Genomic DNA, 26253 nt, shown 5'->3' with positions numbered 1-26253 from the left:
GCTTATAAGCTAATGAGCATTTAAGTTGCATAAAAGCAGGTCTGGAACCGCTCACTACAAGCGAATCATTCTGAAAAAATGAATGACGATTAGCTTAGTTCTATATTCCTATACACGTATAGGACTTACGCACACTCTACGAATTCTCGGCGCTCTTGGCGTCTTGGCGGTTCGAGAAATTAAGCTTTTTAGCAATTTTTGCGTAAGTCCTAACGTAGCTAAAAAATAATTCTAAGGATAGATTGACATTATATTTATTTGCCAAAAGTTTCCTCCCTTCATAGCAAACTGGTTATAATTATTTTCCATCTCTCTCAGAAATAAACTTCTCATCTACACAGCATTTATATGGGACGTGTTCGTTCTAAATCTGACCTACCTACAAAAATCTGTCCGGTATGTCAACGTCCTTTTACATGGCGTAAAAAGTGGCAAGATTGTTGGGACGATGTGAAATACTGCTCAGAACGTTGTCGCCGTCGCCGTTCTGAAGCTCAAAATGAAACTAACCGCAACACAGACGCAAATAGCGCAAGAGATTAATGGAGTCACAGGTGCAACCTAAATTAATTATTCATGGGGGGGCTGGTAGTTCTCTCCACGGTAAAGGCGGATTGGAGGCGGTGCGCCGATCGCTCCATACAGTGATAGAAGAAGTCTATTCTCTACTATTATGCGGAGCAACTGCCTCAGAGGCGGTGGTGCATGGTTGCCACATGCTCGAAGATAATCCCCGCTTTAATGCTGGTACTGGTTCAGTACTCCAATCTGATGGGCAAATCCGCATGAGTGCTTCCCTGATGGATGGCGCATTAGGGCGGTTTAGTGGTGTAATTAATATTTCACGGGTGAAAAATCCCATTGAGTTAGCACAATTTTTACAAAACTCGCCAGACCGAGTGCTATCAGATTTCGGTTCGGCTGAGTTGGCGCGGGAAATGCAACTTCCCAGCTATAACGCTTTAACTGATTTGCGGTTACAAGAATGGATACAAGAGCGCCAGGATAATTTTAAAAGCGCAATGGCTGGCGTGGTAGCAGAACCCGAACTGTTAGAAACCAGCAATGCCGGACGCGGAACCATCGGTGTGGTAGCTTTAGATGCATCTGGTAGGCTAGCTGCTGGCACTTCTACTGGTGGTAAGGGCTTTGAGCGGATTGGCAGGGTAAGTGATTCTGCGATGCCAGCCGGTAATTATGCTACTAGTAATGCGGGTGTTAGCTGTACTGGCATTGGCGAAGATATCATTGATGAGTGTCTAGCTCCCCGAATTGTAGTACGTGTCACTGATGGGATGTCCTTGAAGGAGGCGATGCAGCGATCCTTTGGAGAAGCGCACCAGAACAAACGGGATTTGGGAGCGATCGCCTTAGATGCTAGTGGAGCGATCGCTTGGGGTAAAACTAGCGAAATTTTACTCGCCGCCTACCATGACGGCGAAAAAATTGGTGACACTTTGGAATGGAATGATAGTGAATTGATTGGCTATTGTTGAATAAATTCTAGCGCCTGAGTTAAGATTTCTTCCTGGTCAACCATTGCAGCCAATTCTTCGGCTTCATAACGCCCCTCAAAAGCTTCTAGCGCCGCTCTTTTTAGTGCCACTTGATATGCTTGTTGCAGAATATCGATTAATTCTGCCTGATTCAAGTAATAACCACCGAATTTGCGGCGCTTGTTTATTTTATTTATTTCACGGACTGTATTTTCTATTGAAACATCCCAAGAGCGAGTAGAACGTTTTTCGGTCTTTTGTTTAATTAAATGGATGAGCAGAATTACACCATAACTATCAATTTTATTGATTTTGTCACCAAGGCTCATTTCTTCTAACTCATCCACCAACAGCAACGCCTCATGGATTTTGCCTTGTTCTAGAAATTGCCTAAGTTCTAGCAGTTCTTCCATACTAAATTGGGTTTGTCTTGCTCTGATGACTCAAATGGGACAAGCTAAAACCATACAAACCATTTGATTGTACTTGAGCGGTGAAATAACTAAGATACAAGGGTGCATTAGGAACCTCATTAACCATGAGATTGCTTAACTGCACCTTCTGCTAATTCACTTCAAAAAGAGCGCGTGGCAATCCTGACTGGCGAATAATAGATCGTAAAGTACCGACACGAAGCTCGTCATAATTAGGAACAGGAACGGTTACAGTTTAGGACTTACGCAAACTCTACGATTCTTGGCGTTCTTGGCGTCTTGGCGGTTCGATAAATTAAGCTTTTTAGTACTTTTTGCGTAAGTCCTAAGTTGAGTCTTCTGTTCGCTGTTGCATCATAATATGGCTACCATGCTGGCGTACTTGCACAAAGCCATGCATCTCTAAAATTGGACACACTTCCCCACCCGAAAGAACGCGCAGCTTACCCAACACTTACCTCTAAGCGTGTAATAAAGACTTCTGTAATTAGCCGATCTTGGATTTCAGAGGGGTCAGCTGTCTCAAAAAATAATTCCAATGCCTCAACCAAATTACTGCGTGCTTCTTCGATAGTGTCACCTTGGCTAGCAATATCTAATTCTGGACAAAGCGATACATAGCCTTTTTCCTCGCGCTCAATAATCGCGGTAAGTTGTTGTGTTTTTCTCATTTTTTACCTTTAGTTGAATCAGCTAATCTGATGATTTAATTATCGCTTTATTGGCTTTTCTTGCGCCAAGCTGGTTTTACCACCTGACGACTACGGGCAATTACCAAAGAATCATTAGGCACATCTTCTGTAACAGTGGAACCAGCAGCTACGTAGACATCATCTCCCAAGGTGAGTGGAGCTACTAAAACGCTATTGGAACCCGTTTTTGTCCGATCGCCTATTTTGGTACGGTGTTTCTTCACGCCGTCATAATTGGCAGTAATTGTACCTGCACCAATATTCACCTGATTGCCGACGACCGTATCACCTATATAGGACAAATGTGCTGCATTAGTGCGATCGCCTAATTGCGTATTTTTCAATTCCACAAAATTACCTACACGGCAACCAGCACCCACTTCTACCTGACCGCGCAAATGAGCATAAGGGCCAATTCGACTTCCCGCCTGCACAGTGCTATCTGTCACCACTGAATATTGCACCGTGACATTTTCAGCCAACTGGCTATTTTCAATCAAACTTCCTGGGCCAATGTGACAACTTGATTGAATCACTGTATTTCCCCGCAGATGAGTTTGGGGTTCAATAATTACATCCGGCTGTAATTCTACAGTTTCATCAATGGTGATGCTGGTGGGGTCGATGAGAGTGACACCCGCCAGCATCCATTTTTCCTTGACTCGCCTTTGCAAAATCTCGTAGGCTGTTGCTAGTTGCAAGCGATCATTAATGCCAAGAATTTCTTGGTAATCTTCCACATCCACTGCCATAACTTTTCCCACTTGAGTCACAGCATCAGTGAGATAGTATTCTTTTTGAGCATTGTTTGCTTGTAGGTGGGGAAGCACCTTTGCTAAATCTGGCCAACGGAAGCAGTAAACTCCAGCGTTAATCCGGTGATTTTGTCTTTGAGCAGCAGTACAATCTTTGTGTTCGACCATTTGCTGCACAATATTTTCATCGTTACAAAAAACTCGCCCGTAGCCCGTGGGGTCGGGTAGGTTTGAGGTCAGAATAGTGGCGGCGTTCTGATTTCGGGTGTGAGTTTGTAACATCTGCTTGAGGGTTTCGCTACGTATTAACGGTAAATCACCGTTAAGTACTAGCAAATCCCCAGTGTAGTCTTCCAAGTGAGGGAGTAATTGCTGGATGGCATGACCTGTACCTAGTTGCACAGTCTGTTCAACAAACTCCAAACTGGGAATTGAATGCATGGCGGCTTGCACTTCCTCAGATTGATATCCCACAATCACGATTCGCCGTGAGGGCGAAAGTGGTTCTACACTTTCGAGAACTCTTTCGACTAGCGATCGCCCACCCAAAGAATGTAAAACCTTGGGTAAGCGTGATTTCATCCGTGTGCCGCGTCCCGCCGCTAGAATTGCTACAACTACCATAATTAGCTATCAGCTATCAGTGAAATTATGATTAATGCTGTTGGTACTTTAAAATATTGGCTCAAATCATACCAGCTAATCATAGAAGACCGAAATATACAATGAGTCAGGATTATATCAATTTTCGCCGCTCGCGGCAGCTACAAAATTTTTTACTCCCTACTCGTTTTCATAATAGGAGAGAATAAACTCGGTAAATTGCTGCATTAGTTTGGGATTACGCCAACCAAAATCAGTTTCTTTCTGCATCACTGAAAGTGCTTCTACTGAATTAAAAGCTTTTTTGTAAGGTCGTTCGCTGGTTAGAGCATCGAAAATATCAATTAACTGAAATACTTGCGCCAGGTAAGGAATATCATCTTCTTTGAGACCATCAGGGTAGCCTGAGCCATCCCAGCGTTCGTGATGATGACGAATAATCGGAATTACACCCCGCATACTGCGTAGTGGCTGGCAGATTTTTTCTCCAATCAGAACATGCTGCCGCATGACCTGCCAATCTTCGGGGGTAAGTTTGCCTTTTTTCAGCAGCACGGCATCGGGAATACCTACTTTACCAATATCATGGAGATAACCACCCCACATCAAATCTCGAATTTGGTAACGTGAAAAATTGAGGTATTCACCAAAAGCTTGTCCCAGCTTTACCAAGCGTTCACAATGATTGCCTGTATTGGGATCGCGGCTTTCAATCGACATGGCAATAGAAAATAATACTTGTTCGGCATGTTCTAAATCTTCGTTCAGACGCTTCTGCCGAACTAAGGACTTTACACGCGCCGCCAGTTCCACACGATCAAAGGGTTTGGTGAGAAAATCATCTGCCCCAACTTCAATTCCCCGAATACGCGATCGCCTGTCATTTAAAGCCGTAATAAAAATTACCGGGATTAGCCTAGTCTGCTCATCCTGCTTGAGTAATTGGCACACTTCAAATCCATCCATTCCTGGCATCATCACATCCAGCAAAATCAAATCTGGTTGTTTTTGAGTTACCAATCCTACAACAGTAGAACCACTATCCGCCTCAATCACTTCGTATCCTTCCATCCCCAAAAGAGCAACAGCAGTCATGCGACTGGCGGCATGATCGTCAACTACTAAAATTTTCGGCGGATCTAAATCAAACCCATTCACTTTAGAACCTTTAGCTTGTAGCGTTCTAGAAACCAATGAATTATCACCACAATTAACATCAGCTTTTATCCAAGAAGACACTGCTTGGTTATCTTTAAGCATAAGGTCTTCTTGAGATAAGCCTAAAGAATAAGCCTCCACATTATTTTGTGATCCTACGGCATGATTTGAACCGATACTCTTCACTGTGCTAATGGGGTTTGGCCCACTAACAATTTCTTCTGTAAAGCCTGTATGGTTGGATTTCCATTGAATCACAAAGGCACTCCAGTTTTTTGCACAAGTTAACAGTGTCAAATTTCAAAAACAAATTTAATATTCAACTATATCTGAGCCAGAGTTTTAATAGGGATTATGCATTATGTCAAACTGCGGATCTAAGTTTTTCGCACCATCTCTGTTTTATGTTACAAACAAGGGGTATCTTGCTGTCAATTTTTTTGTTTTGCTTCTAATTACAGTATGATTAATTGACACAAATCTTAAATCAGGTTTTTCACGGATATTTTTTCATTGAACGGCCCTAAAAAGCCTTCTAATCGCTTGTTTTATATTAAGATACCCAGTTTTGAATGTTAAGTCTTTATGGTAATCATTTAGGTATATATAGGAATCCGGTTTGATTTCTGAAAATATACGTAGGATGTGTTAGCACAGAGAGTACGGCATCAAACTCGTGTTCATAGTGCGTTACGAACTCCGTTCTAACACACTCTACAATACTTAATTTCGTTCAAAAATCAAATAGTAATCCTATAGCTTTTTACTTATTCAGTTATAGCAGTATTTTATTACTGTCAAATAGTATGTAGTATTAAATGCTACCACATAATTAACCCTATTAGCTTGTAAAAAGTTGTTGGCTTATCTGGAAAATAAATCAGAATTTTTGGCAAAAAAGAGAAGTGTCGAATCCCCATCTGAATTATCTGCCTTCCTGGCTGATACCTTGTCTCTATTGCAATTGCCGCAGCTACGCCCGTTTTAGACATCTCAACCGAACTATAAACTAGTTCCTATAAAATCTCTGCCTTGTGTTCCCAATAACCACCTTTTTCGCCAATGGGAGGTAGGTTCGAGTGAAGAGGCTTGTTGCTCTTGTTGCCGCCGCATTATTATGACTTCGGTTGAATCGCTTAATTCAGGATCGCGATAGGGAATAGCAGCACGGGTTAGCAAGTGTTCTTTTTCAGGTTGTGAGAGCATATAGCTATGGTTGAGCCAGTGCTGAGTGCTGTTAGAATGGGCTGCCACAGTACCAGGCGATCGCCTCCCCACTGGTGGGGTAGAGATGATTACCAAACCAGCAGACAAAAGTGCTGTGCGTACAGCAGCAGCACAAGAATAGGTGGCTAATAAACCATCTTGATGTAAACACAATGACACTTGTTTAATAAATTCAACAGTCCATAATTGAGGACATTGAGGTGGTGAAAAGGGATCAAGGAAAATTGCATCTGCCCAGAACCCCGACTGACGTAATAGGGTTATCGTAGTTCTAGCATCCCCAATTAATAGCTTTGCTTTTAGACAAGGTGTTTGCACTTGATGATCATTTGCTAGCTGGGACAAAATTTCAATATAGTTACAGTTCCAATTGTCGAACAACTGATGAGCGATCGCAGCTTGTGGCACTGCTGGATTCAGTTCTAAACCAATTACTTCAACAAAACAGTTAGGATTTACTGCCCAAATTGTCTGCAAAGCAGCAGCCGTGTTATATCCTAGACCATAACAAATATCCAAGAGTCGCAAAACTGGTTTTTGAGCGACTGTAGTCAGTTGAGTAGGTTCCACAAACTTGAAAAAACTCTCCTGCTTTGCACCATAATGGCTGTGAAAGGATTCACCAAACTCTTGAGAAACAAAGGTGAAAGAACCATCTGCTGTTAACTTAGGTGTAAAATTTTCTAAGTCTGACATTTTACAAATAAAACTAAATAATCACTAATCCCCTTCAGGAGTACTGAGTGCTGTTAGCGGATAGCTATGGTTTAGCCCGTACTGAGTGGGGAAAATCTCACTTATTTACTCAGAACTGTTTTGCCCAATGCCCAATTCCCCATGCCCAATGCCCCATTCCCAATGCCCAACCCTCAATTTGTTGTTTCGCCAGCTTGGCTATTTGAACATCTAGAAGATCCGCAAATCGTTATTGTGGATTGTCGCTTTTCTCTAGCCGATCCACAACTAGGGCAACAACAGTACCAAACAAGTCATATAAATGGGTCATATTATCTAGATTTGAATCAGGATCTTTCCAGTCCAGTGGGTAAACATGGTGGGAGACATCCTTTACCTAACCCCAATGATATCGCTAACAAATTGGCAGCGATTGGGGTAAATTCCCAAAAAAGTTTAGTTGTAGCTTATGATGATTCGCGCTTTGCCTTTGCGGCTCGTCTATGGTGGCTTTTGCGCTATCTAGGGCATGAACAAGTAGCAGTACTGGATGGAGGCTTTGCTGGATGGCAAAAAGCTGGCTATCCTGTTACGGATGTTGTTCCTCAACCCCGGATGGGTACGTTTGTAGCTCAAGTACAAACAGAAAAGGTGGTAGATATTACAGAGGTCAAAAGTCGCAAAGATAGCCATGAGGTAGTATTGGTAGATTCAAGAGAAAGCGATCGCTATCGAGGTGAACGAGAGCCAATTGATAAAATTGCCGGGCATATTCCCGGTGCAGTCAACTATCCTTGGCAAGAAGTTACAGACTCTTCCGGCTACCTACTGCCTCAACCGGAACAACGCCGTCGCTGGGAACAGCTAGAAACAGCCGAGGAAATCTTGGTTTATTGTGGTTCTGGCGTTACTGCTTGCGTAAATTTACTTTCTTTAGAATTAGCTGGCATTAGCAAGGGTAAACTTTATGCTGGTAGCTGGAGTGATTGGATTAGTTATTAGTCATTGGTCATTGGTCATTGGTCATTAGTTTAAATAAAGGACAAATAACAAAGGACAAAGGACAAATTTCAAAACTGACCTAATTGCAAACTGTAATTAATACTAAAGAACCACCCATCAAAATCAATGTTTTCGGCGGTTGAACTACCTAAACTGACTCCAGCCTGCACACTCATATTGCTGGTATCAGATATTCGGTAATTTAACTGCCCGAACAGCCGGTGAAATTGGTCTTCTCGATCGCGCTGTGTAAAGTCCGAAAAATTCACCTGGTAGTCAATACCAACCTGGAGAGGCTTTTGCAAGTAGTAGTTCAGAGACACCCAAAAGGAATTGATTATCCGATCGCGACTTTGGGGATCAGCAAAATTTACACTCAATTCGTAAAAGCTATTTAGTATTAATTTTGAAGTTAGGGGATCTCGCCGTCCTAAAGACACTTGAAAGGAATTCTCATTTAAAAAGCGATCGCCTGCTTTGAAGCTATCCAGGCGATCGCTGTTGTTGGCATAAAATAACTGTTGATTGCTCCAACTAACTTCTCCATACATTCGCTGCGATAGCTGCTGGTAAATACCGAGATTAAATCTTACCTGGTTGTAATCGTATTGTGACTGATTGATATAACGAATGAGATTGCCATCAATTGAGCCGTTTAAAAAAGTCTTAGCTCCCAAAGGGAAATATGCAGAGGCTAACGTCAGTCCAGAAAAAATTAAACCATCTTCTATGGGAGTATCCTCTGAAGAAAAAATATTACTCGTTTGGAAGTAGGCGACATGCCCTTGTAGATAGCCTATAGGTTTAAACCTGACTACGGGTTGTTCTATTGGTGGAAAAGTAGGCTGTTCTAGGGGTCGTAACCGCACCCGCAACCCTAATTCGCGATCGCTATCAGATTCAGGTGGCTGTTTTGGCAATTTTAGCAGCTGCATTAGCCTTTCTAGCCTTTGGGACTGATTTATCTCAGGTGCATTCAACAGTTCCTCTTTTGGGTCAGGAGGAGATGTAGGCAAATTACTTGGCTGCGATTCTAACTGTGGCGGGTCATTTTGCTTTTGAGTATCTTCATTGGCTGTGTCTGGGGCTTGAGTAGTTTCGGTTGTTTGCTGCGCCAGCTTTAACGAAGAGGCAGGGGCAAGGGGGCAGGGGGCAGCGAGAAATGACCCCTTCCTCTTGTCGTAGAAATGAACGGGGGAACATGAGTCTGAATCCCTCACTTCTATTAACTGGTTATCGTACCCTACGGGAATCTGGCGCAACAGATGGGGTCGAATCCCCATATTTACTATCTCCCCAACTAGGAGTTCCCTGCTTCCTTGCCTCTTTTTCAACGGCATCTGCGAATTTGAAGAATGCGACTCACTGGACTGCTTGCACAAAAAGTTAATTATCTCTTGCTCTAAATTCTGACATGGCTGATAATTTACCTGTTTGCTTGCTAAATTTTTAGAATGCCAAATATCTCTATTTGCAGATTCTGCCGCATCTACTCTAATGCAACACCAGCTTCCACCACTGGAAACTAACAAAATACAAAAAAACAAATTCTTCCAGTTTTTGAGTCGCATCTGTTAGATTGCGTTGATTGCGTTTGGCAAATGTAGACCCACAAGCTGTATCAGAAGTTCCGACTCAGAATATACAATTGAGTGCATCTATCTTAGCTTTGTCGGTATATACTGAAACTACAAACTGAAATTCCTACTTTTCGGATTTTTTCCCAGATTCTTTCGCAAAAGTGAGATGAGCTAATATAGTTACACTTTATGCTCAAATCTAGTGAAATAAAGGCAGTGAGTCATTTCACAACAGATCCCTAACAACTTTTTGTTTCTGTAGCTGATCTGATTAAAATGGATTATCTGTAAGGTACTCATCAGTTAATTGTTAATATCAAGCAAGTACTAACCTTGAAATCTGCCACAGGCTTTCTTGTATCTAATAGCAGTTTCATAAAAAAAATTATATCAGCTAAACACATAATTTGTTTGTTGTCTATTTTATCTATTAAATCTAGGCTAAAGTACAGCTAAAATTACTAAAGAAAATCGCTATAAAAATTCTCAACAGCTTAAACTTTAAATTTTTGGTATTAGTTGAAAATCCCAAGTTCTCAAACTATGTTTTATAAATCATTTCCATTGTTAGTGATTGGTTTATGGGGAGTTATAGTACTGCCCTTGTCAAATAAAGTAAATGCCATAACCCCTTTGACGCGAGCAGAGATTCAAGACCTCCAGAACATCGTCCAACTGATACCCAAAGATAAACTCAAGAAACGTCCTGCACGCAAATTAGATGCAATGATTCCTGGGGACGGGCTGTCAACTGGTCGAGCTTCCCTAGCAGATTTGCGTTTCAATGATGGCTCTTTGGCACGAGTTGGAGAACAGGCGTTATTTCAATTTTTGCCGAAGACTCGTGACTTTAAACTTTCAAATGGAACTGTGTTGCTGCTCATCCCACCAGGAAGGGGACAAACACGTATACAAACGCCAAGTGCAGCAGCAGCAATTCGTGGTTCAGCATTATTTGTACGCTACGACCAACAAACAGACACCACAATTGTGGGTGCGCTGACAAATAGCGGCATTGAAGTTTCTAATAAGGAAGGTGAAACTAAGGTGCTGAAAGCAGGGCAGATGATAATTCTAATTAAAGGGGAATTTCAGAACTTATATGATTTTGATCTGAGAAATTTTTATGAAAATAGCGAACTGGTTCGGGAACTTGATTTGAACAGGCAAAGTCCTGTGCCTACACATCATGATCCAGCAATCACCAGTGTTCAAGCCGAAACTACTGCGGCCTTAAAAGCACAGCCACCGATAAAAGGCGAGGGAGTAATTGAAATGCAGCTACCTCGTCCTAATAGTCCAACTGAGACAACACCCATAACCTCAACTGAGAAATCACCCAACACCTCAACTGAAACAACATCCGTAACCCCAACTCCTCCAACATCCCTAACTCCAACTCCTCCAACATCCCTAACTCCAACTCCTCCAACACCTGTAACTCCAACTGAGCCAACACCTGTAACTCCAACTCCTCCAACACCTGTAACTCCAACTGAGCCAACACCTGTAACTCCAACTCCTCCAACACCCGTAACTCCAACTGAGCCAACACCTGTAACTCCAACTCCTCCAACACCCGTAACCCCAACTGAGCCAACACCTGTAACTCCAACTCCTCCAACACCCGTAACCCCAACTGAGCCAACACCCGTAACCCCACCAACTCAGCTTCCAAGCACATAAAACTGCTAATGGGAGTACAAAATGCTCTGCGAATGCCGAACGTAGTTGGTTTTGTCATAATTTTAATTTCGCCTAAGTATTGTGGGATTTAGCTGCTTCAAGGCAGTAGCACAGACTTATGCCCAAAACCAGAGACAGAACTATGACAAACAATTTTAGTTACTGCCTCTACAGCAACCAAAGCAAAAAGTGATATTCCCTACGACGAGAGAACATCTGCTAACGCTAGATTAAATCAAGGACAGGACTTACACAGGGTTAACCGATATCCTTGTATAGTTCAATGACGTTTTCTGTGTAAGTTCCCAAGAACTGATTTATTGCTAAAGAGAACATAAATTTATGACTTTTGATTACGACCTGTTTGTAATTGGTGCGGGTTCTGGAGGTTTGGCGGCTTCCAAACGGGCGGCTAGCTATGGGGCTAAAGTAGCGATCGCTGAATATGATTTAGTTGGTGGCACTTGTGTGATTCGCGGTTGCGTTCCCAAAAAATTCATGGTCTATGGCTCTCACTTTCCCGCACTATTCAGTGAAGCTTCAGGTTATGGCTGGAAAGTAGGTAATGCCGAGTTAGACTGGGAACATTTCATTACATCTATAGATAAGGAAGTTCGGCGACTGTCGCAACTACATATCAGCTTTTTAGAAAAAGCGGGAGTGGAACTAATTTCTGGTCGCGCCGCATTGGTAGACCCCCACACGGTAGAAGTTGATGGACGCAAAGTTACAGCAGATAAAATTTTAATTGCTGTTGGTGGACGTCCCATCAAGCCAGATTTACCAGGGATGGAATATGGCATTACCTCCAACGAAATCTTTCATCTAAAAGAACAACCAAAACACATCGTCATTCTTGGCGCTGGTTATATTGGCACAGAATTTGCCTGTATCATGCGTGGTTTGGGTTCTGAGGTTACACAAATTACCAGAGGTGAAAAGATTTTAAAGGGGTTTGATGAGGACATCCGTACAGAAATTGAAGAGGGGATGACGAACCACGGAATTCGGCTGATTAAGAATAATGTGGTAAAAACAGTTGAACGCGTGCCGGAAGGTTTTAAACTGACTTTATCAGGGAAAGACCAAGAACCAGTTATTGCCGACGTGTTTTTAGTAGCAACTGGTCGAACTCCCAATGTAGATGGACTAGGTTTAGAAAACGCTGGGGTTGATGTTGTTGATAGTTCTATAGAAGGGCCAGGGTACAGTACCACAAATGCGATCGCAGTCAATGAATACAGTCAAACTAATCAACCAAATATCTTTGCCGTTGGCGATGTCACAGACCGAATCAATTTAACTCCCGTAGCCATTGGTGAAGGTCGCGCCTTTGCAGATAGTGAATTCGGTAATAACCGCCGCGAATTCAGTCACGAAACTGTTCCTACAGCCATATTTTCTACCCCAGAAGCCGCTACAGTCGGTTGGACTGAAGCCGAAGCACGGGAAAAACTCGGCGATGCTGTCAAAATTTTTCACACTCGCTTTCGCCCCATGTACTATAGTTTGACTGGTAAGCAAGAAAAAACAATGATGAAGTTGGTAGTTGATAGCAACACTGACAAAGTGCTAGGCGCTCACATGGTGGGTGAACATGCTGCTGAGATCATTCAAGGTGTAGCGATCGCTGTGAAGATGGGCGCAACTAAAAAAGACTTTGACGCCACCGTTGGTATCCATCCCTCAGTAGCGGAAGAATTTGTCACAATGCGATAACTAGGTCATTTGTCATTTGTCATTTGTCCTTTGGAATCACAAATGACAAATGACTAAGAACGACCTAACGGAAAAACTTTAATGTCTACCCAGTATATTTACCTGCACGGTTTTGCTTCCAGTCCTAATTCGGCCAAAGCACGGGACATAGGCGATCGCTTTGCCCAAATTCATACAAAGCTAAAAATTCCCGATCTAAATGCTGGCGATTTTTCGCACTTGACAATCACTCGTCAGATTACTCAAGTTGCCGCAGAATTCAGTAATAATTCTACGCCAGTAACCCTCATTGGCTCAAGTTTAGGCGGCTTGACCACTGCCCACTTAGGACAGCAATATTTACAAGTACAACGTCTTGTGCTATTAGCACCAGCTTTTGAGTTTTTATCCCATTGGTTACCCAAGCTAGGCGATGAAGAACTACAACGTTGGCAGCAAGAAAAATATATCATGGTCTACCACTATGGGGAGCAGCGAAAGCTTCCCTTAAGTTACGATTTTGTTACAGATGCTGCCCAATACCAAGAAAAGTTTTTGCAACGTCCTATCCCCACCCTGATTTTGCATGGAAAAAACGATGAAGTCATCCCCATCGAAGCCAGTCGTAACTTTGGGCGTTGGCGAAGCCCACCGCAGGTATCGCGTCCTTGGGTGGAGTTAGTCGAACTCGACAGCGATCACGCCTTGGGTAATGTTATGGAAGAAATTTGGCAGGCAATTCGCCTCTTTTGCCAATTACCTTGAAGCTGTAAAATATTAGACTCTTACATAAATAATGTCCTTAGTCATTTGTCCTTTCTTTAGTTACTAATGACTAATGACTAATGACCAATGACTAATTCCTAAAATTATGCTTCCCTTTATCCGGTCAGATTTAGCCAAATTTACCGCGTACAAACCTCACCCCAGCAGCGATACAGCCGAATCTGTCGCCGGGCAATTTGATCGGCTAGATACAAATGAAAGCCCTTATGATTTACCACTTGAGTTAAAAGAAAAGCTAGCCTGGACATATCAGCAAGTAATTGAAACAAATCGTTATCCTGATGGCGGACATGAGACACTTAAAGATGCGATCGCCCAATACGTCAATGAATCAGCCGCTATCTCGCTATATACTGCTGCTAATATTTCTGTGGGAAATGGTTCTGATGAACTAATCCGTTCTTTATTAATCGCCACCTGTCTGGGAGGAGAAGGTTCAATTCTAGTTGCCAATCCCACTTTCTCGATGTACGGAATTTTGGCACAAACTTTAAGTATTCCTGTAGTCGCGGTGGGTAGAAATGAAACAAATTTTGAAATTGATTTAAAAGCTGCACAGGCTGCGATCAAACAAACTCAAAATCCCCCGATTCGCGTAGTTTTTGTAGTGCATCCCAATTCGCCGACAGCAAATAGCTTAACTGCGGCAGAGTTGGCATGGTTAAGAAGTTTGAGTGAGCATATTTTAGTAGTAATTGATGAAGCTTACTTTGAATTCAGTCAAACTACCCTAGTAGGTGAATTAGCACAGCGTCCTAATTGGGTAATATTACGTACTTTTTCTAAAGCCTTCCGGTTGGCAGCTCTCCGTGTTGGCTATTGCGTCGCTCATCCCGAAGCGATCGCCATCTTAGAAAAAGTTCGCCTACCTTACAATCTCCCTAGCTTTTCCATAGCAGCAGCATTAGTTGCTTTACAAAACCGTACACTCTTGCTAGAGTCAATTCCCCAAACCTTGAGTGAACGAGCTAAACTAATCAAAATTTTATCCCAGCAACCAGAACTACAAATTACCCCAAGCGCTGCTAACTTTATTTACCTACGTCTTAAACCAAATAGCTTTAATTCCCAAGATGCTGCGTTAAAAACTCTCCACCAGAAACTTAGAACACTTGGCACTGTTGTGCGACACATTAGCGGCGGATTGCGAATTACTGTAGGGACAATTGAGGAAAATGCCCGTACCATTAATCGAGTACAAGCTGTTTTAGCAAATTTGGAATTTTAGTAATTCACTCAGTAATTAAATCGGCTGTTCACCTCACTGCCCAAACGGCGTACTATTCCCACTGTTTGTGGCAGCACACCAACTAAAAGAGCAAAAGCAACATCCGGCAGAAGAGCCACTATATCTGGTGGAAAGTATTGTTCAAATTGATCGAGAATTTTCTGAACTCGCTGCCCAGGCACTGGGTTTTCTGTAATTTGTTTGATCAATCGAATCCACTGTCGTCTAATCAAGTAAGCTTTCTGGCGTTCTTCATTAGATTCGGGAGTTAATAAAGACAGATTCCCTATGGGCAGTGCCCTTTGGCAATCACAATCGTAATCCCCACCTACAGCAGCCCCAGGTCCAGCAAACTCCGCATGATAGCGTTTAAAAAGGATTAATCCATTTCGTCTACGGCTATTGACGATGAAAACTTCCCCACTGTGTAAACGTGTAAGGATATCCGAGCCTGGCGATTGCTCAGTTCCATCTGGCATCACAAGAGAGTCAAGGAAACTAGCTTCAGGGTAATAAGTTGATACCATAGAGGTCTGATAGCGTCGATGCTGTTCGCTATCCATGTTTTTTAAACTTTCAACGAATTTGGTAGTAGTATGCACTTCAAAACAAAATTAGCTGTTATGTCAAATCAGATTTTTGAATTCTTTATATTATCAAGAGTGTTTTAGCCAATTTTACTAAGATAGTAATAAATAGGCATTGTAATTGAGTGATCATATTTTATGAGATATAACTAGATTTGTCTTCCAATTAAGAGAGGCTTTTCTTAAAGTTTTTATAAAGATGAATATCTTAATTAAAAAGTTATTATGAGCTAATACTAGTTTTCTCAGGGCAATTCTACAGCTATTTTCATTATAATTAATATATTTGTCTATATAAAATATTCTAAAATACTTGTCGTTTAATAGCAAACAAAAAAGACAAACTTTAATAAGTTAATCATTTAAGATAAGTTTTCCAAAGTTATATATTTATTAATATGACGAATAATAAGCTCTGTAAAAAGTCTAAACAAAATATTCTTAAAATAATTATTTAAAGCTATATAGCAGTCATAAATGATTCGTAAGCTTTTTTGCTTCTTTTCTTCTCTACGAGACGCTACGCATTGGCAGAAGCCTCTCGTAGAGATAGTGGTTCAATAATTTTTTCAAAAATCTATATGTAGGGTGCCCTAGAAAGCAGTCCGTAACAAAGCCTTTGGACAGTGCTATACTTTCGTCTGGCACACCCTGCATATATTTCAAAAATAAAATATTAGTCCCATAACTAATACTAGCTTAGTTTTAATTAAGTTAGTTTGTGCTTTGATTGTCTATATTGATGAGAAATTTCCCAAAAGTAATTACAACACCAAAACTTAATTATTATCTGCCAAAATAAAATTCAAATAGTACATTCAGTACTCAGATGCTTGTGCAATAACATTTGGCTTGAGCGTCTTAGGAAAAATTTATTCCAATTCGATTCAACTTTATGCACCCGATATCCCAACTTGAAATAAAGTTGCCTTGCTTGATGGTTATTTTCTAAAACGTGGAGGTATAAGTCTTGAAATCCCCAGTCACGAGAAACTTTTTCACAGCTACTTAGTAACCCTGAAGCAACACCGTGTCTACGGTATTGCGGGTGAACTGCTAAATTAGATAAGTAAGGAAAACCCGTGCCAGCCTGGCTCCACGAATCACTGTAACGTACACCCAGTTCTACACTTCCCACTAAGTTATTAGCCGCACCAGTAGTAGCTTCAAAGGCCACTAAACAAATATGACGCGACGAAGGTGATGCCATGCGATGCCTTAAGTCTTCGTAAATACCGAGACGTAGCAATGGAAATGCCCATCCCCATATACCCTGTTGGGAGTGAAAGCTTTCAGCAATAATTTGAGAAACACTGATTAAATCAGCAGGTGTAGCTGTACGAATTTGAAATTGGCAGCAAGCTGGATTAATTGGCTGTTGCTGGCATGGATGAAAAAACCGATATTTCAAGGCTAGTTTAGTATTGATTTTGTTCAACGAAAATTTTCTCAAATCTCCTCAAATACCATTTCAACTGAAGAAAAACTTTATATCTGCCCAGGATATTGAACTAACCTAAGATTGCTAATTCGCTTTTGCTTGTGGAGCATACAAAGTTTCCCACTTTCATTTGGGGCTTTATAGCCTGTATTTTTGGAAAAGTCAAAGTCTTAGAAGTTATAGCTTCATCAATCTACAATCTTAAGTTCAATTGGTTCAAGTGCATCCCTTGCTTTAGGTAGGGAGGATATCAGTCTTACCACAAAAACATCTGTAAAGTCGAACAGGTTTAGGTAAATGGGTAGATAAATAGCATAACCTGTCCGTAAACATTACTTACAAAATTGTTAAGTAACTATACTGCCAACAAATTCTGCTTGCAAACCACCTTTAGTTACAGTACTGAACTCGCTTAGGCAATTGCCGCTACACTAACAGGACTTTACTACTAGTACAGGTCGGCGGAAATAAACCTACTATTGCATTACAGCCAAAAAGCTCAAAATTATAGACCTTTCACTTCTGAGAGCCAGTTGCTTCTCTTCTCTTCTCTTCGAGAGGCTACGCCAACGAGACGCTGCATGTAGCTTGCTTCCCCACAGGGAAGTAGGCAGAGCCGCAAGGGTGTACTGGCTTCTTTTGACTTCTGCTTTGCGGTAATAGGTCATAGTAACAGTCTGTGCAGGTATACGGGAAGAATCTCCAAGATCCAAGATCCCTAACTTCTTAACCCTACCTTGTCTTAATGATAGTTCTGATTGCTAAATTAGAAGGAGGTATTTGTCTAATAGTATACTTTGACTTTAAATCTTTATGTTTTAATATTTTTGACTCTACCATGACTACCATAAATAAAATTTACCTGCAAGTGTTAGTAAAACTGCTGCAAAGGGAAAACTTAATATGCAGCTTCATCTGGATTTGTCAGCTAGCTATGAGCGCTGTATGTAGTATCAGACATTACTCACAGGAGGTGAAGGAACATTTGGCAAGCAAGCCGCGACTCTGTAACTCTAAAACTGATTATGAAAACAATTACACTGCACCAACGCAATCGGTAATAGGCATAAGCCATTGAGACGAATTACTGTGCGTAAACGCTTCTATACTCAGCAGTCATGTAGCCAAAAAGCCTTATTGGTCAAAATGCTCTGCTCTTACCTGACTCAGAAAAATTCTTACCTGATCAGATTATTCTTTATCCGACTGCCGTTGCAGCAGGAAAGCGGTGCATGAAATCCCAAGCAAACAGTAAGCCTAAAATTTTGGTTGTCGATGATGAACCAGACAACCTTGACTTGCTTTACCGCACTTTCTATCGCGACTATAAGGTGCTAAGGGCAAACTCTGGCCCTGCGGCACTCGATCTGCTGGCTCAAGAGGGAGAGGTCTCAGTGATCATCTCCGATCAGCGGATGCCGATGATGAGCGGTACAGAATTTTTGAGCCTGACAGCAACTCAATATCCAGATATTATCCGGATTATTTTAACTGGCTACACCGATGTCGAAGACTTGGTGGAAGCTATCAACGCTGGTAAGGTATTTAAATACGTTACGAAACCGTGGGAAGCCGAGGAACTCAAAGCAGTGGTACGCCAAGCTTTGGATACTCACAATGTTCTTAAAGCCCGCACCCGCGAGCTTACCCGCACACTTCGGCAAGAATCGCTGCTGAATACTGTCACAAATACAATTCGCAGTGCTTTAGACTATCGCCAAATTTTGCAGGCAATTGTAGATACAGTGGGTCACATGTTGGAGGTGGATGTTTGCCTGTTGCGTCCCTTTCAAGATGAGCAGTTAGCGGATAAAGGATTTATTTATCAGAAGCCTCTTTCTGAAGAAGCAGGGGTGCAGGCAAATAATTCTTCTGCTGTGCCCTTGTCAACCTCTGCCCCTCTACCTCTTTTGGCTCAAACGGTGTGGGAAACTCGTGAAGTCCAAGTGATTCACGATGTAACTGATGATGAGCGAATTCATGGTAATACTCCCGAACTACGCCAACGTGAGGAAGCTTTTACTGCCGCTAACATTTGCTCTAGTTTAGTTGTGCCATTAATCTGCCAACAAGAACTGATGGCAGTGCTGGCACTGCATCAGTGTTCTGTGCCTCGCATTTGGGAGGAGGATGAGGTGCAGCTAGTGTTGATGGTGGCGGATCAGGCAGCTTTAGCTTTGTCTCAAGCTTATGCTTATGAGCAAGTCCGTGCCCTTGCCAAGAGAGAAGCTTTAATTAATACAATTACTAGCGCGATTCGCTCTAGCTTAGACCCCCAAGATATTTTTGCGGCGATTACCCAGCAATTGGGACAAGCTTTACAAGTCGATGGCTGCGTCCTGTCTTTGTGGACAGAGGAAGATGAGTTTGTCCAGTGTGTGGGCTTGTATGACAGTTTTCAACATACGGACAATTTGCGTAGGGACAGCCCAACCCAGGCATTGCCAGCCCCAGACAATAATTCAAGTAGCAAGAATCATCTATTACCTCCGAGATTACCTTATTCTCAAGCATCTATACAGGAGAATCCAATCCTCCAACAAATGCTACAGACTCATGAACCTGTGGTAATTGGTAATGTAAGCCATTCTCCTTCAGATGTGCAGGGTTTTGATTTGCCGTTAAACATGCCAGCGCGATCGCTAATGTTTGTACCATTATTGGCTGATGGCAAATGCATCGGTAGTATTACGTTGCATGAAGGTAAAAAAGTACGCCAATGGCTATCATCTGATATTGATTTAGCTAAAGCAGTAGCAGCTCAAGCAGCGATCGCTGTGCAACAGTCATACCTATATCAAAAAACTCGCCAACAAGCTGAACGCTTACTGGAATTAGATAAACAAAAAACCGAATTTTTCCAAAATATTTCCCATGAGTTTCGTACACCTATCACCCTGATTCAAGGGCCTTTAGAATCGGCGGTGGCGGCTGGTGAAGGATTATCTTACTCTCAAAGTGCGATCGCCCTGCGTAACTCCCGCCGTCTGCTGCGACTGGTAAATCAACTCCTAGATTTACAACGCCTGAATGCAGGGAGAATGCAGCCTAGCTTCCATCCCTGCGATTTAGCAGAATTTGTCACCCAAATTGTGGAATCTTTTCGTCCCTACTGCGAGAAAAAGAGATTGCATCTCGTCACCCAGTTAGATGAATGTTCCCCGGTGTACTTGGACATGGAAAAATTTGACAAGGTGGTTTATAACCTCCTGTCAAATGCCATGAAGTTTACTCCCGAAGGTGGGACGATCAATGTCAGACTAAAATCTGAGCGCGATCGCTGCATATTGCAAGTACAAGATACTGGAATTGGCATTGTTAAAGAACAAATTCCCCACCTATTTGAGCGCTTCCGCCAAGCTGAAGGTTCAGCAAACCGCTCCTATGAAGGTAGTGGTTTGGGTTTAGCTTTAGTTAAAGAATTGGTCGAATTACATGGTGGTCAAGTCACTGTGGAATCAGTTTATGGCCAAGGCACTACCTTTAGTTTATGGCTTATGACTGGAAATGCTCATTTACCCACACAGCAAGTACTAGAAACGCCTACCGAACTGAATACAAGCCGCGCTAGTGTAGAATTGGCTGATTTAGAACTGGTATCAACAACAGACGATATTGAAAATATTACAATAAACCTTTCCCCCAGTATTGATACTCAAGAGTCAGCACTTAAGACTCAGCACTCAATTTTAGTTGTAGATGATAACCCGGATTTACGAACTTATGTATCTGAGATTTTCCGCCGTAATGGCTATCATGTGCAGACAGCTCGTAACGGTTCTGAAGGGCACCGTCTAGCTCAGGAAATTATACCCAGCTTGATTGTGACTGACTTAATGATGCCCTTGGTGAGCGGACTTGAAATGATTCAGATGATCCGCCAAGAGGAGAAGTTGAAAGGAATACCAATCATTCTGCTGACAGCAAAAGCTGATGAGGAAACCCGCATCGAAGGTACAGAAAATGGTGCAGATGCTTATTTAGCAAAACCATTTAATGATCGGGAACTTTTGGCGGAAGTTCGGAATCTTTTGGCATTGAAGGAAAATGAACGGCGAATCGTGGAGTTAAATACTTATCTAACAGAATCGGTGCTAAAGCGCTTTTTACCGGCTGTATTGGTACAAAAAGCCGCAACCGGAGATTTAACGTTAGATTTGCGCCCAGAACCACGCTTAATTACAGTTTTGTTTAGTGATATCGTGGGTTTTACACAGCTATCAAATACTCTCAGATCCCGACGAGTCGCGGAATTGCTAAATGAATATTTAGAAGCTATGACCAAGGTTGTATTTGGCAATGGCGGCACTGTAGATAAATTTATGGGAGATGCTATTTTAGCTTTATATGGAGCGCCGGAAGAGCTAACCCCTAATGAACAAGTGCGTCGTGCCATCAATACAGCAAGAGCAATGCACCGCTCACTGGCTGAGTTGAACCAGCGCTGGCGAAATCAAGGTGTATTCGATGGTGACAGACTTACTAGCGTCCAGTTTCGGTGCGGTATCCACCAAGGTACTGCTGTTGTGGGGATGTTTGGTAGTGCTGAACGGGCTGATTATACTGCCATTGGCCCAAGTGTGAATATTGCTGCAAGGTTACAAGCTGCTGCTGTTCCCGGTACGATCCTAGTTTCTGCTGCCGTGGCAGATTATTTGCAGGAAGAAGAAATTACTAAAGGTAGTCCGCTAGAACTTAAAGGAGTAGATGAAACAGTTTTGACTTTTGCTGTTATACCAGAAGTAATGGTTAATCGCTAAAATTTAGACTGGTATTTTAAAGCATTAGCAATGAGTAATACTGCCTAATCATATCCAGTTTATACAATATAATATGCCACTATCAGTTGCAGACAAAACTCCAATTCCAAGCAAAGTCTGGAGGCGACACACCGATCCACCAGCTTTGTGGATTTCTGTCATTATAGGTTCAGTCTCTCTGCACTTGCTGGCGTTCTGGCTGATGCGCTCATCTCAGTTTAGCCGTTTGTGGCACCAGCCAAATCAAGCCACTATTCCAATTGAAATTGTGGAGATTTCTTCTGAGCCAAAACCAAGAACAAGAAAAGTTGCGTCTGAACCAAAACCAGTCTCGCCCAAGGAATCATCCAGAATTCAAAAGCTACAACCAGTAAAGTTACCAAAGCAAGTAGTTCCAAAAGATAAGTTAACAGCAAAACCTACCCCTAACGGTCAAGATAGAAGTGCAATCGCATTGACAAATCATAAAAATGCGATCGCTCAACAACGTCAACAAGAACTTGCTCAACAACGTCAACGTCAGCAAGAACTCGCTCAACAACGTCAACGTCAACAAGAACTCGCTCAACAACGTCAACAAGAACTTGCTCAACAACGTCAACAAGAACTTGCTCAACAGCGTCAACAAGAACTTGCTCAACAACGTCAACAAGAACTTGCTCAACAGCGTCAACAAGAACTTGCTCAACAAAATGGTTCACCCCTACAGGAACCACGCACTCAAACAGGACAAGCTCCACGAACTGAAAATGATGGAACTATTGCCAAAACTCACACAGCAGGAGGAGTAATAGTTAGCTGGATTCCTTTAACTCCATCTCAACAGACGATCTTAATGAGAACTGATTTACCGAAGGACATCAAACTACCTGAACTTGCACAAAGTACAAAACAAGATTCTACAATTGCAATCCAACCAGACCTCGGACTGAAGACGGGGAATTTTTTATTTAGCTTAATCATTGAGGCAAATGGCGTATGTTCAAAGGCTGTATTATTGCCTGATCAGAATATATCACCTGGCGAAAGGGGCATATATGAGCAATTCGCCTTTGAGGAAGTTTGTCAAAAAAATAAATTTAACCCTGCCTACGAACTCGCTGATCAAACAAAAAAACAAGCAAGCAACCTACTTGTAAGGTTTAAAATCCAACCTGCCAATTCCAACTAGATGCTTGAATTTTTCCAAAGCCTATGTTATACTTAGCTAGTTGGAAATTTGCGGGCGTAGTTTAGTGGTAAAACTATAGCCTTCCAAGCTATTAATGCGGGTTCGATTCCCGCCGCCCGCTTTGAAAAAGTACTAAATTCACTAGTGCTGCACGGTGTAAATACACCTACGATTTTAACTAAACACTGTACTATAATTGCTATTTTGAAGTGGGTGTAGTACACCACTAAATTAATGCAAATCTTGGGTTAAATAGCTTAATTATTGCCTTTCTTAATCAAGCAATGCCTGCGGCGGGCTATTCGGCGTCGCTAACCTTGGCAAACAAATAAAAAACTAGAGGAATATCGCCCAGCGTTAATTTTCGAGTATCCCTCATTGTTCTAAAATCAACAATCTCTAATATTTATTGATCGCGCGTAAAACCCCATCCCCTTGTGGGTGGGGATGCAAGCGCGGTTAATTGAAGGGGTTCGATGCCCCTTCAATTAACACTCTCCCTTCGGGAAAGCAAGTCACCTCTCTGTTTCTGAGTTTCGATGTATCGCTTCACTGCTTCTTCTGAGACTCCACCAACAGATGAGTAAAACGTGCCATCACTCCACATTCCTGAACCCCAAAAGCGACGTTTTTTAAGGTCTTTGAATGTATTAAATATATGCACAGCAGAAATTGATTTCATAGTTTTGGCAATTTCTACTGGTGCAGTTGTGTGATCTGCCTGTACAAATACATGAACGTGGTCGGGCATTATTTCTAGCGCGTGAAGTATCCATCCATAGGTTTTACAGATTTCGCCAAGGATACGTTTTAACTCTATTTCTACTGCATCTTTAAGGACTTGATGACGGTACTTGGGGCAAAAGATAATGTGATATCCCAGGCAGTGTTTAGCGTGTGAACTTGATAAAATTTCCATATTTTGTGTATATCAACAAAACATATAAAAATTGTGATATAGTAATTTTACACAAAAATGCCCCTGCGATGTCGTAACCATCCAGGGGCTTGGTCAACCTAATATCAGTAGGTCAACATGAAAATTCTACAGCAAATAGCAGTAGGCGTTACCGAAGAGGCAAAGGGGCAGTTCTTGCAGGGAGCAGGGGGAGCAATCCCTGTCCCGAAGCCGTGAAGCGGAGCGGAACATGGGTATCAAGCCCCGCCCAAAAGCGGGCGTTCTCGATTGGTGGGAGTACAAGATCCGTTACTACCTCTCCCCTGCTAAGTGCTCCCCGCCCCCCTGCCTCTTTTGACGAAGCTGTGATTATTGCTTACTACAAGCCAGTAGAATCTACATGAAACGTACTGTTAGTATCCCAGTTGATTTACCATCGGATAAATTTTTACCTTTGATGAACCAGTGTGCAGAGATATTTAACGCACACGTTGACTGGGCTATTGCTAAGAGTAGTTACAACAAAAATAAGGCACACAAGGAACTGTATCACTTGTTAAGAGTTCAGTATCCGTGTGTGCCTTCTGCGCTATTGCAAACAATCAGAGATAACGCACTTGAAGCTATCAAAGCTACAAAATTCAAGAGCATTCCCAAGAAAAAACCAACATCGGGATTAAGGTACGATAAACGCACAATGACGCTAAGAGGAAAGCAATTAACCCTCTCGTGCATTGGGAAACGAGTCACTTTAATTCTTGATGTTCCTGAATATTTTCAAGAAGTGTTTGAAACTTGGGAATTTTGCGGTGCAACTGTTACCTGTACTAACAACACCAAGCAATTCTGGGTGAGATTGGTTTTTGAGACAGAAGACCCGCAACAGATAGAAGGACAAATTCAAGGAATTGACCGAGGCTTGTATCATCAAGCTGTTACCAATGATGGTCAATTTTTCAGTTCTTCTAAAATCAGGGAAGTACAAAGACGTTATTTACATAATCGTCGTAAACTCCAGCAAAAAGGCACTCGCAGTGCCAAACGTCGTTTAAAGGCGATGTCTGGACGCGAGAAGCGGTTCATGCGGGATACGAACCATTGTGTAAGTAAAAAGTTAGTCAACCAACCCTTAATTGCGGTTTTTGTACTAGAGGACTTGTCCAGTATTCGCACTCAGCGACGCGGCAAGAAAATGAATAAATGGTTGGGTAGTTGGGCGTTCTATCAGCAAGAGCAGTTCTTGGCTTACAAGGCAGAAGCGTTGGGAAAACGAGTAGTACACCAAGATCCTCGTTATACCTCCCAAAAATGCAATATTTGTAAGCACATCCGAAGAACAAATCGGCACAAGTCCAGATTTCATTGCAAAAATTGTGGACATCGGACACACGCGGATCTCAATGCTGCCAAGAATGTTCGGGACGACTATATTCTCTCCTCTACCCAGTTAGGGACACAGGAGCAGGCATCAGTCAATATGCCGTATGTTTCAGCCGATTCTGTCGGTTAGTTACAAGCCCCATCCCCTTGTGGGTGAGGCGGTTGACCTATTTATCCAAATCTGCCGCTAACGTAATCTCTGGTATCTTGCTGCTGAGGATTGTTGAAAATTAGTTCTGTGGCGTCGTACTCTACCATATAGCCGTTACGACCTCCGCTTTCTGTAGTTTTAACATTAAAAAACGCTGTCTTATCAGAAACCCGCGCTGCTTGCTGCATATTATGGGTAACGATAACGATGGTGTATTGCTCTTTAAGTTGGTGAATTAGTTCTTCAACCCGCAACGTAGAAATAGGATCTAGGGCAGAACAAGGTTCATCCATTAATATAATTTCAGGTTGAACTGCGATCGCACGAGCAATACATAACCTCTGTTGTTGTCCACCAGATAAAGACGAACCACTTTGTCGCAGTTTATCTTTTACTTCATCCCACAAAGCTGCTTGTCGCAAACTTCGTTCTACTAATTCATCCATATCACCTTTGTAGCCATTGATTTTGGCTCCAAAAGCAATATTGTCATAAATTGATTTTGGAAACGGGTTTGGTCTTTGAAACACCATTCCAATCCGACGACGCACCTCTACAGGATCAATGTCGGATGCATACAAGTTTTTATCGTAAAAAAGTATTTTACCATCTGCCCTAAATGACTCAATCAGGTCATTGAGGCGGTTATAGCATCGCAACAACGTACTTTTACCACAACCAGAAGGCCCGATGAAAGCTGTAACCTGATTTTTTGGAATATCTAGCCAGATATCTTTCAATGCTAAAAATTTGCCGTAGTAAACGTTGAGGTTTTCGGTGCGTAAAACGGTTTGAGTATCGTTGACTGTGCTAATGTTGTTAGCCATAAATTAAATGTAGTATTA

General features: G+C 42.1%; 21 protein-coding genes and 1 tRNA gene. 12 read left to right on the top strand and 10 right to left on the bottom strand.

Annotated features, from left to right (window positions below; translation table 11 throughout):
* Positions 1 to 348 precede the first annotated feature (348 nt).
* Entirely contained in the window at positions 349 to 543 is a 195-nt protein-coding gene (locus tag CDC33_RS06470; protein WP_094350216.1) for a DUF2256 domain-containing protein, read from the top strand.
* The gene (locus CDC33_RS06465) at positions 543 to 1496 is read left to right on the top strand and encodes an isoaspartyl peptidase/L-asparaginase (RefSeq protein ID WP_109007786.1); all 954 of its coding nucleotides are present in this window, start codon (positions 543 to 545) and stop codon (positions 1494 to 1496) included. Before CDC33_RS06470 ends, CDC33_RS06465 begins: the two co-directional genes overlap by 1 nt.
* Here the strand turns inward: CDC33_RS06465 and CDC33_RS06460 are convergent.
* The 5 genes from CDC33_RS06460 to CDC33_RS06435 form a co-directional block, all read right to left on the bottom strand.
* Complete coding sequence (locus tag CDC33_RS06460) at positions 1487 to 1909, bottom strand: DUF29 family protein (RefSeq protein ID WP_109007785.1); 423 nt, start codon at positions 1907 to 1909, stop codon at positions 1487 to 1489. The genes CDC33_RS06465 and CDC33_RS06460 overlap by 10 nt on opposite strands.
* Before the next feature lie 464 nt (positions 1910 to 2373).
* Positions 2374 to 2601: a type II toxin-antitoxin system HicB family antitoxin gene (locus CDC33_RS06450; RefSeq protein WP_109007784.1), complete on the bottom strand. Its 228-nt coding sequence runs from the start codon at positions 2599 to 2601 to the stop codon at positions 2374 to 2376.
* Positions 2602 to 2648: 47 nt separating this feature from the next.
* Positions 2649 to 4001: a bifunctional UDP-N-acetylglucosamine diphosphorylase/glucosamine-1-phosphate N-acetyltransferase GlmU gene (glmU, locus tag CDC33_RS06445; RefSeq protein ID WP_109007783.1), complete on the bottom strand. Its 1353-nt coding sequence runs from the start codon at positions 3999 to 4001 to the stop codon at positions 2649 to 2651.
* Between the two features lie 159 nt (positions 4002 to 4160).
* Positions 4161 to 5396 (bottom strand): response regulator, encoded by a 1236-nt coding sequence (locus CDC33_RS06440; RefSeq protein WP_109007782.1) that lies wholly within the window; start codon positions 5394 to 5396, stop codon positions 4161 to 4163.
* Positions 5397 to 6140: 744 nt separating this feature from the next.
* Positions 6141 to 7061 (bottom strand): tRNA (5-methylaminomethyl-2-thiouridine)(34)-methyltransferase MnmD, encoded by a 921-nt coding sequence (locus CDC33_RS06435; protein ID WP_109007781.1) that lies wholly within the window; start codon positions 7059 to 7061, stop codon positions 6141 to 6143.
* A gap of 47 nt (positions 7062 to 7108) precedes the next feature.
* Here CDC33_RS06435 and CDC33_RS38375 point away from each other — a divergent pair, with 47 nt between their 5' ends.
* Complete coding sequence (locus CDC33_RS38375) at positions 7109 to 7267, top strand: hypothetical protein (protein WP_181373911.1); 159 nt, start codon at positions 7109 to 7111, stop codon at positions 7265 to 7267.
* Positions 7224 to 8042: a sulfurtransferase gene (locus tag CDC33_RS06430; protein ID WP_109012468.1), complete on the top strand. Its 819-nt coding sequence runs from the start codon at positions 7224 to 7226 to the stop codon at positions 8040 to 8042. Before CDC33_RS38375 ends, CDC33_RS06430 begins: the two co-directional genes overlap by 44 nt.
* A gap of 68 nt (positions 8043 to 8110) precedes the next feature.
* Here the strand turns inward: CDC33_RS06430 and CDC33_RS06425 are convergent, their stop codons facing one another.
* Positions 8111 to 9325 (bottom strand): porin family protein, encoded by a 1215-nt coding sequence (locus CDC33_RS06425; protein WP_439956591.1) that lies wholly within the window; start codon positions 9323 to 9325, stop codon positions 8111 to 8113.
* A 900-nt stretch (positions 9326 to 10225) separates the two neighbouring features.
* Here CDC33_RS06425 and CDC33_RS06420 point away from each other — a divergent pair.
* The 4 genes from CDC33_RS06420 to CDC33_RS06405 all read left to right on the top strand — a co-directional run bounded on the left by CDC33_RS06420 (position 10226) and on the right by CDC33_RS06405 (position 15020).
* Positions 10226 to 11308 carry a FecR domain-containing protein gene (locus CDC33_RS06420; protein WP_369694285.1) on the top strand — a complete coding sequence of 361 codons (1083 nt, stop codon included), beginning with the start codon at positions 10226 to 10228 and terminating at the stop codon, positions 11306 to 11308.
* A gap of 342 nt (positions 11309 to 11650) precedes the next feature.
* Positions 11651 to 13027 carry a glutathione-disulfide reductase gene (gor, locus tag CDC33_RS06415; RefSeq protein WP_109007778.1) on the top strand — a complete coding sequence of 459 codons (1377 nt, stop codon included), beginning with the start codon at positions 11651 to 11653 and terminating at the stop codon, positions 13025 to 13027.
* A gap of 81 nt (positions 13028 to 13108) precedes the next feature.
* On the top strand, positions 13109 to 13771 hold the full coding sequence (locus tag CDC33_RS06410) for a YqiA/YcfP family alpha/beta fold hydrolase (protein WP_109007777.1): 663 nt from the start codon (positions 13109 to 13111) through the stop codon (positions 13769 to 13771).
* A gap of 106 nt (positions 13772 to 13877) precedes the next feature.
* Positions 13878 to 15020, top strand: coding sequence for a histidinol-phosphate transaminase (locus CDC33_RS06405; RefSeq protein ID WP_181373910.1), 1143 nt, complete (start codon positions 13878 to 13880; stop codon positions 15018 to 15020).
* A gap of 8 nt (positions 15021 to 15028) precedes the next feature.
* Here the strand turns inward: CDC33_RS06405 and CDC33_RS06400 are convergent, their stop codons facing one another.
* Together CDC33_RS06400 and CDC33_RS06395 are read right to left on the bottom strand one after the other, a co-directional pair.
* Positions 15029 to 15583, bottom strand: a complete 555-nt coding sequence (locus tag CDC33_RS06400) for a hypothetical protein (RefSeq protein WP_109007775.1) — start codon at positions 15581 to 15583, stop codon at positions 15029 to 15031.
* Positions 15584 to 16412: 829 nt separating this feature from the next.
* Positions 16413 to 17045 (bottom strand): GNAT family N-acetyltransferase, encoded by a 633-nt coding sequence (locus CDC33_RS06395; RefSeq protein ID WP_439956590.1) that lies wholly within the window; start codon positions 17043 to 17045, stop codon positions 16413 to 16415.
* A gap of 1235 nt (positions 17046 to 18280) precedes the next feature.
* Between CDC33_RS06395 and CDC33_RS06385 the strand changes: the two genes are divergently transcribed.
* The 3 genes from CDC33_RS06385 to CDC33_RS06375 all read left to right on the top strand — a co-directional run bounded on the left by CDC33_RS06385 (position 18281) and on the right by CDC33_RS06375 (position 23100).
* Positions 18281 to 21808: a response regulator gene (locus tag CDC33_RS06385; protein WP_109007774.1), complete on the top strand. Its 3528-nt coding sequence runs from the start codon at positions 18281 to 18283 to the stop codon at positions 21806 to 21808.
* Positions 21809 to 21881: 73 nt separating this feature from the next.
* Complete coding sequence (locus tag CDC33_RS06380) at positions 21882 to 22979, top strand: hypothetical protein (RefSeq protein ID WP_109007773.1); 1098 nt, start codon at positions 21882 to 21884, stop codon at positions 22977 to 22979.
* A gap of 50 nt (positions 22980 to 23029) precedes the next feature.
* Positions 23030 to 23100: transfer RNA gene (locus CDC33_RS06375), tRNA-Gly, on the top strand.
* Positions 23101 to 23463: 363 nt separating this feature from the next.
* On the opposite strand, the gene tnpA is transcribed toward CDC33_RS06375, so the two are convergent.
* Positions 23464 to 23898, bottom strand: a complete 435-nt coding sequence (gene tnpA / locus CDC33_RS06370) for an IS200/IS605 family transposase (RefSeq protein WP_109007772.1) — start codon at positions 23896 to 23898, stop codon at positions 23464 to 23466.
* Positions 23899 to 24277: 379 nt separating this feature from the next.
* Here tnpA and CDC33_RS06365 point away from each other — a divergent pair, with 379 nt between their 5' ends.
* On the top strand, positions 24278 to 25387 hold the full coding sequence (locus CDC33_RS06365; RefSeq protein WP_109007771.1) for an RNA-guided endonuclease InsQ/TnpB family protein: 1110 nt from the start codon (positions 24278 to 24280) through the stop codon (positions 25385 to 25387).
* Positions 25388 to 25428: 41 nt separating this feature from the next.
* Here the strand turns inward: CDC33_RS06365 and pstB are convergent, their stop codons facing one another.
* Positions 25429 to 26235: a phosphate ABC transporter ATP-binding protein PstB gene (pstB, locus tag CDC33_RS06360; RefSeq protein ID WP_109007770.1), complete on the bottom strand. Its 807-nt coding sequence runs from the start codon at positions 26233 to 26235 to the stop codon at positions 25429 to 25431.
* Positions 26236 to 26253 lie beyond the last annotated feature (18 nt).

Source organism: Nostoc commune NIES-4072 (assembly GCF_003113895.1).
In the GTDB taxonomy this organism is placed as follows: domain Bacteria; phylum Cyanobacteriota; class Cyanobacteriia; order Cyanobacteriales; family Nostocaceae; genus Nostoc; species Nostoc commune.
Note: the sequence above shows the minus strand (reverse complement) of the source record. Positions and strands in the feature narration are given on the sequence as shown.